The organism is Okeania sp. SIO3I5 (assembly GCF_010672085.1).
In the GTDB taxonomy this organism is placed as follows: Bacteria; Cyanobacteriota; Cyanobacteriia; order Cyanobacteriales; family Microcoleaceae; genus Trichodesmium.
The window spans coordinates 100,347-106,346 of the sequence record NZ_JAAHHT010000025.1 but is presented as its reverse complement, the minus strand read 5'-3'; the positions used below and the strand labels follow the sequence as shown (position 1 = coordinate 106,346).

The window sequence follows — 6,000 nt, the reverse complement described above, 5'->3', positions numbered from 1 at the left end:
ACAAATTTCTCAATCTGCCAAATTTTTCAAATCTCAAATATCCTCTTTTCAACTTTCCAAATAACTTTGAGTTAGCACCTTGTGGTGAGTCGTGCTTTAGCAGTTTTCAGTGAGAGTCGGGTGCAAAATCTGGATGAGAAAGCAAAGGAAAATATATTCGGCGCTCGTCAGTTTCAGCAGTAATTAACTATTAGTTTTTCTTGGGTGGGTAAGTATTTTTCCACTCTCAAAAATTGTGTAGAGACTTTCCATGAAACTTCTCTACAAATATCATTCAGACTGCTAACTTTTCTCCACACAAATTTCTCAATCTGCCAAATTTTTCAAATCTCAAATATCCTCTTTTCAACTTTCCAAATAACTTTGAGTTAGCACCTTGTGGTGAGTCGTGCTTTAGCAGTTTTCAGTGAGAGTCGGGTGCAAAATCTGGATGAGAAAGCAAAGGAAAATATATTCGGCGCTCGTCAGTTTCAGCAGTAATTAACTATTAGTTTTTCTTGGGTGGGTAAGTATTTTTCCGCCCTCAAAAATTGTGTAGAGACTTTCCATGAAACTTCTCTACAAATATCATTCAGACTGCTAACTTTTCTCCACACAAATTTCTCAATCTACCAAATTTTTCAAATCTCAAATATCATCTTTTCAAATTTCCAAATAAAAGATTGAAAAATACTCCTTACTCCCTTACTCCCCTACTCCCCTACTCCTTGACTTTTAAGATTAGAATCAGATTTTTCCCATCATTAAATCTTTTCATCCATCGCTTCTGTGCAGAAAACCACAAACATTTTCATTCTCTGAAGCTCCTGAAAAAAATTCCCGCGTCACAGGAATTTCTCTTGCATCCTCACTTTAATTGTGATATCGTTAAGATTAACTGGGCTTATTCGCCTATACGCATGACTTTTTATTCAACTAAATTTTCTAGCTCAGAGAGCATCGAAGATTCAGGAATTTTCCCCAGGAGAAATACCAGAAATATTTTCATCAAGCGACGCTCCCATCGTAAATATATATGCGAGTTTTGGCTTCATCAAATCTTTCAATCCATCACTTCTGTGCAGAAAACCACAAACATTAAACCACAAACATTTTCATTCTCTGAAGCTCCTGAAAAAAATTCCCGCGTCACAGGAATTTCTCTTGCATCCTCACTTTAATTGTGATATCGTTAAGATTAACTGGGCTTATTCGCCTATACATATGATTTTTTATTCAACTAAATTTTCTAGCTCAGAGAGCATCGAATATTCAGGAATTTTCCCCAGGAGAAATACCAGAAATATTTTCATCAAAGGCTCCCATCATAAATATATATATGCTGGTTTTTGCTTCATCAAATCTTTCAATCCATCCCTTCTGTGCAGAAAACCACCAACATTTTCATTTTCTGAGAGCTAATGAAAAAATTCCCGCCTCAAAGGAATTTCCCTTGCATCCTCACTTTAATTGTGATATCGTAAATATTAAATGGGGTTACTCCCCTGAATGCATGACTTTTTGTTCAATCCCAAATAAATAGTATAGCTTCGAGAGCGATAGAACTTCTTTTAAAATCTCCCAGCTCCAAAGTAAGCGGATTTGATATTATCCGTAAACGCTTTAGCCTTTTTTCCCAGAAAAAACCCTCGCTCAAGCTCAAAAGGCTGACATTTTCAGCAGACAAAGGCGGAAAAATTTCAGATAATTCTTCATCCTACCTCCTTTGTAATTCCCAATTATCCCAATTACTAATTCCTATCCTGACCAAAATACTTTTTCAGCAAACCCTAGTTAGGTTGCATCCTCAAAAAAATTGTGATACTCTATTGATACGCTGGGGCTTACTCGTATATAAACATGACTTTTTATTCAATCAAGAAAATATAAATTCACAGATAAAGAGATTTATCTACCCTAAAGCAAATCGTGTAACTAGAAGCCAAATCAAACAGACAAATCTTTTCGTGGCTTAAAGCTTTCAAGCTCCCGTAACTTCTGATATATCTCCAACTCATCTTGACTAAGCTCCTTCGGAGTTACAATCTTAATCTCCACCAACTGATCTCCACGATCGCCCATCCCATCAGGATACCCCTTATTAGCAAGTCGTAAACGTTGACCAGAAATAACCCCCGCAGGCAACTTCATCTTCACCCAACCATCCAAAGTCGGGACCTCAATATCCCCGCCCAAAACAGCCTCCACAGGAGTAACAGGCAACTCACAAAAAATGTCCGCCCCCTCCAACTGATAAAAACCATGAGGAGCAACCGTAATCTTCAGATACAAATCTCCCCCAGCAATACCTTGATTTTTCAGACGAATTCTTTGACCACTAATCATAGCTGTAGGCATATTTACCTCTATCGAACGACCATCTTCCAAACGTATTTTCTCAATCCCTCCCACATAAGCCTTTTCCAAAGGCAAAGTCAATCTAGCCTCAATATCCTTTTTTGCTTCCCGTTCCGTTGCTTTATAAACCGCCTTTTTCTGGCCAGGGCGATAAACACTTGATGGCTGAGTTTTTGGTTTTGTTGCCGTTGCCGGAGTTCTAATTTCTCGACGACGACCCAACAATTGGTCTACAAAAGTATTAAAATCTGAAAAATCACTAACATCAACATCTTGCTCTGACTTAGCTCCATTTCCAGAAAAATTATCTGCCCAATTTCTCAGATCGGGAACTCGCACCCCCATCTTATTAGCAATTCCTTTTGGTTTCCAATATCGAATAAACTTATCGTACTCTACCCGTTTCTCTACATCTGATAAAATGTCGTAGGCTTCATTAATATCTTTAAACTTTTCTTCTGCTTCTTTACTGCCTGGATTTACATCTGGATGAAATTGTCGCGCCAGTCTCCTATACGCTTTCTTAATTTCATCCACGGAAGCATCTTTAGAAATATCTAGAATCTGATAATAATTCCGAAAGTTTTGCATCTACTAATTTAAACTTCTAAAAATAGTTTGAACTATAAACTATAAATATTTTATCTGACTCATTCAACCAAAATGGTAACAGATTTTATACCATTTCTCAAAAACTTTTCTACATTTTATTGAGCAGGGGAGTAGGGGAGTAGGGGAGTAAGGGAGAAATAAACAGAACAATAATTGATATTAACTTACTAAATTTAGGTAAAATATTCTTAAGCTAGTTTTAATTACTTAATAATTGAAGTGTTACCTAAGTATAGCATTAATGCATAGGAATTGGTATTAGACTTCTCTCTTGAGAGTCAAAGTATAGCAATCATAGCACTACGCAAATAGCTTAGGATATTGGTTAATCCTGTTTGCAGAGCATTTCAGTAGGAACTACTCACTCAGAGATTACTTTTGTGAATTTTGAATTACCTATAGGAAGACTATAGCAATTCAGTTAAGAATTTCTAAAGTTATAGTTACACCAAGAATTTCACTTCTCAATTCTCAATTCTCAATTCTCACTTCTCACTTCTCAATTACTTACAGCCAATCATCATCATCATCATCCCAATCTTTACTTTGATAATAACGATTAGGTCGGTTAGAACTAACTCGATCAGGAGGACGACTATAAACCCTACTATTATAATCATAACGTTCCCTGGGCCTACGCTCATCGCCAGATATTGTCCGGCGCACAGAGCCAAAGAAATCATCATCATCTTCTTCCGAGGTATAAATTGAAACCTCACGTTTCAGATCGTAGAGAGCATCTTGTAAATCAACCCCTATCTGATCGATACCCCGTTCATCATCCCGTTCCAAACTATCCCGCAACTCCCTAATCAACATCTCAATGCGTTGACGACTTCTAGCCGCAAACTGCATCCCATAATCCAAGGCCACCTCTCGCAGTTGTCGTTCCGCCTGAAAGGCCAAAGCCTCAGCCCGGTTACGCTTATCTACTCGCTGCCGTTTAAGTCGATCTGCCTCAGCAAACTTTTCCGCATCCCGAATCATCTGAGTAATTTCCTGCTGAGTTAAAGTAGAAGCCCCCTGAATCGTAATACTTTGAGACCTACCAGTAGTTTTATCCATTGCCGTCACCTGCAAAATACCATTGGCATCAACATCAAAAGATACTTGTACCTGGGGCACACCTCGTGGTGCAGGCGGAATACCAGTGAGCTTAAACTTTCCGAGAGACTTATTATCAGCAGCTATTTCTCTCTCTCCCTGAATAACATGAATCTCAACCAAAGTCTGATTATTTTCTGAAGTAGAAAAGATATCAGAACGTCGCACCGGAATAGTAGTATTCCGAGGAATGAGTTTTTTCATCACCCCCCCAATAGTTTCTAACCCCACAGACAATGGAGTCACATCCAAAAGTAGCACATCTCGCACATCACCAGCTAAAATACCAGCCTGAATAGCTGCCCCAACTGCTACAACTTCATCAGGATTCACTCCCTGATTTGGTTCTCTATCTATCAGAGAATAAACTAAGTCTTGGACAAAAGGAATCCGAGTTGAACCGCCCACTAATACTATCTCATCAATCATAGAGGGACTAATACCAGCATCTTTCAAAGCCATTTTTACAGGACGTTGGATTCTCGGAATTAAATCTCCACAAAGCCCTTCAAATTGGGATCTAGTCAGCCTAGTGTCCAGATGCTTAGGTCCATCTTCTGTGGCAGTAATAAAAGGAAGGTTAATTTCTGTTACCCCAACCCCAGATAATTCAATTTTGGCTTTTTCTGCAGCTTCAGTCAGCCGTTGTAGAGCTTGACGATCGCTCCTTAAATCTATTCCTTCTGCCTCTAGAAATTGTTCGGCTAACCAGTCAACTACTCGTTGGTCAAAATCGTTACCTCCTAGTTGGGTATCTCCACTGGTAGCCTTGACTTCAAATACTCCATCTCCTACTTCTAAAATTGAAACATCAAATGTACCTCCACCCAAGTCAAAAACCAGAATTACCTGATTTTCTGTATTTTCTAATCCATAAGCAAGAGATGCTGCCGTTGGTTCATTTAAAATACGCTTTACTTCTAAGCCAGCAATAGTCCCCGCATCACGAGTAGCTTGTCTTTGGGAGTCATTAAAATAAGCTGGTACGGTAATTACTGCTCCTGTTACTTCTTCTCCCAGATAGCGACTTGCTTCATCTGCTAGTTTCCGCAGTATCATAGCTGAGACTTCTTCTGGAGCAAAATCTCGTTTCATTCGAGGACATTTGATTTTGACGTTGCCATATTCATCCCGGCGAATCGTATAGGGAACGCGCTTTGACTCTGGGGATAGTTCAGAGTATTTACGTCCAATGTATCGTTTGATTCCGTAGAAAGTGTTCTGGGGATTCAGAACTGTTTGCCTTCTGGCCATTTGTCCAACTATTCGTTCACCTTCCTTAGTAAAGCCAACTACAGATGGTGTTGTCCGCATTCCTTCTGAATTAGCTATCACTATTGGTTTTCCCCCTTCCATGACGGAAACGACGGAATTTGTTGTACCCAGGTCTATGCCGACTACTTTGCCCATGCCTTAGTTTGTTTTTTCTGTCCTTTTATTTATTATTCTATCGTGCGTGTCGAATTCTTTGGTATTTTGAGGATTGCCTCACCATCTCAATAATTAACTCTCAATTGGCCTTTGGTTTGAGCCTATTTCTAGATACTATTAAATACTAATTTATCTACCAAGGCTTACAGAGAATAGGCAGTGGAGTAGGAGAACCGTCATATTGATGATGTCAGGTCAAAGGTACTAGGTGAAAAGTCACTCAAACTTTGAGTTTCATAACCTAAGCCTTCCCCAGAGTCTATCTATACTATCCCTTACTTATAAACATTTTTTTTCTTCTTAACATAAGACTTGACAAAAAATATGAGTTATGTATATTCGATTATGGATATTTTATAATAGTAAATGTATTTTAAAATCAGTTTTTTTTGATTCCTTAATTTGACAATTATTGTCTCCCTACTGCCACAACTTATGATATCCCTTATTATAAAATCGTTTCAGGAGTTCCTAACAATAGGATAGGGTGGATCGTAAGGAGGGAGTTGGGTATCT

The 6,000-nt window shown here is 38.6% G+C and carries 3 protein-coding genes; all 3 read right to left on the bottom strand.

Translation table 11 applies throughout. From position 1 onward, the window contains the following. Positions 1 to 947: 947 nt before the first annotated feature. Positions 948 to 1,088 (bottom strand): hypothetical protein, encoded by a 141-nt coding sequence (locus F6K40_RS07945; RefSeq protein WP_293133833.1) that lies wholly within the window; start codon positions 1,086 to 1,088, stop codon positions 948 to 950. 838 nt (positions 1,089 to 1,926) lie between these two features. Then, a complete protein-coding gene (locus F6K40_RS07940) occupies positions 1,927 to 2,928 on the bottom strand; it encodes a DnaJ C-terminal domain-containing protein (RefSeq protein WP_293133830.1) in 1,002 nt (333 codons plus the stop codon). Between the two features lie 528 nt (positions 2,929 to 3,456). Beyond that, positions 3,457 to 5,463 carry a molecular chaperone DnaK gene (dnaK, locus tag F6K40_RS07935; RefSeq protein ID WP_293133827.1) on the bottom strand — a complete coding sequence of 669 codons (2,007 nt, stop codon included), beginning with the start codon at positions 5,461 to 5,463 and terminating at the stop codon, positions 3,457 to 3,459. Positions 5,464 to 6,000: the final 537 nt, after the last annotated feature.

Coding starts and splice junctions, on each gene's coding strand:
- F6K40_RS07940 (WP_293133830.1), bottom strand. CDS start 2,928: ATGCAAAACTTTCGGAATTATTATCAGATTCTAGATATTTCTAAAGAT.
- dnaK (WP_293133827.1), bottom strand. CDS start 5,463: ATGGGCAAAGTAGTCGGCATAGACCTGGGTACAACAAATTCCGTCGTT.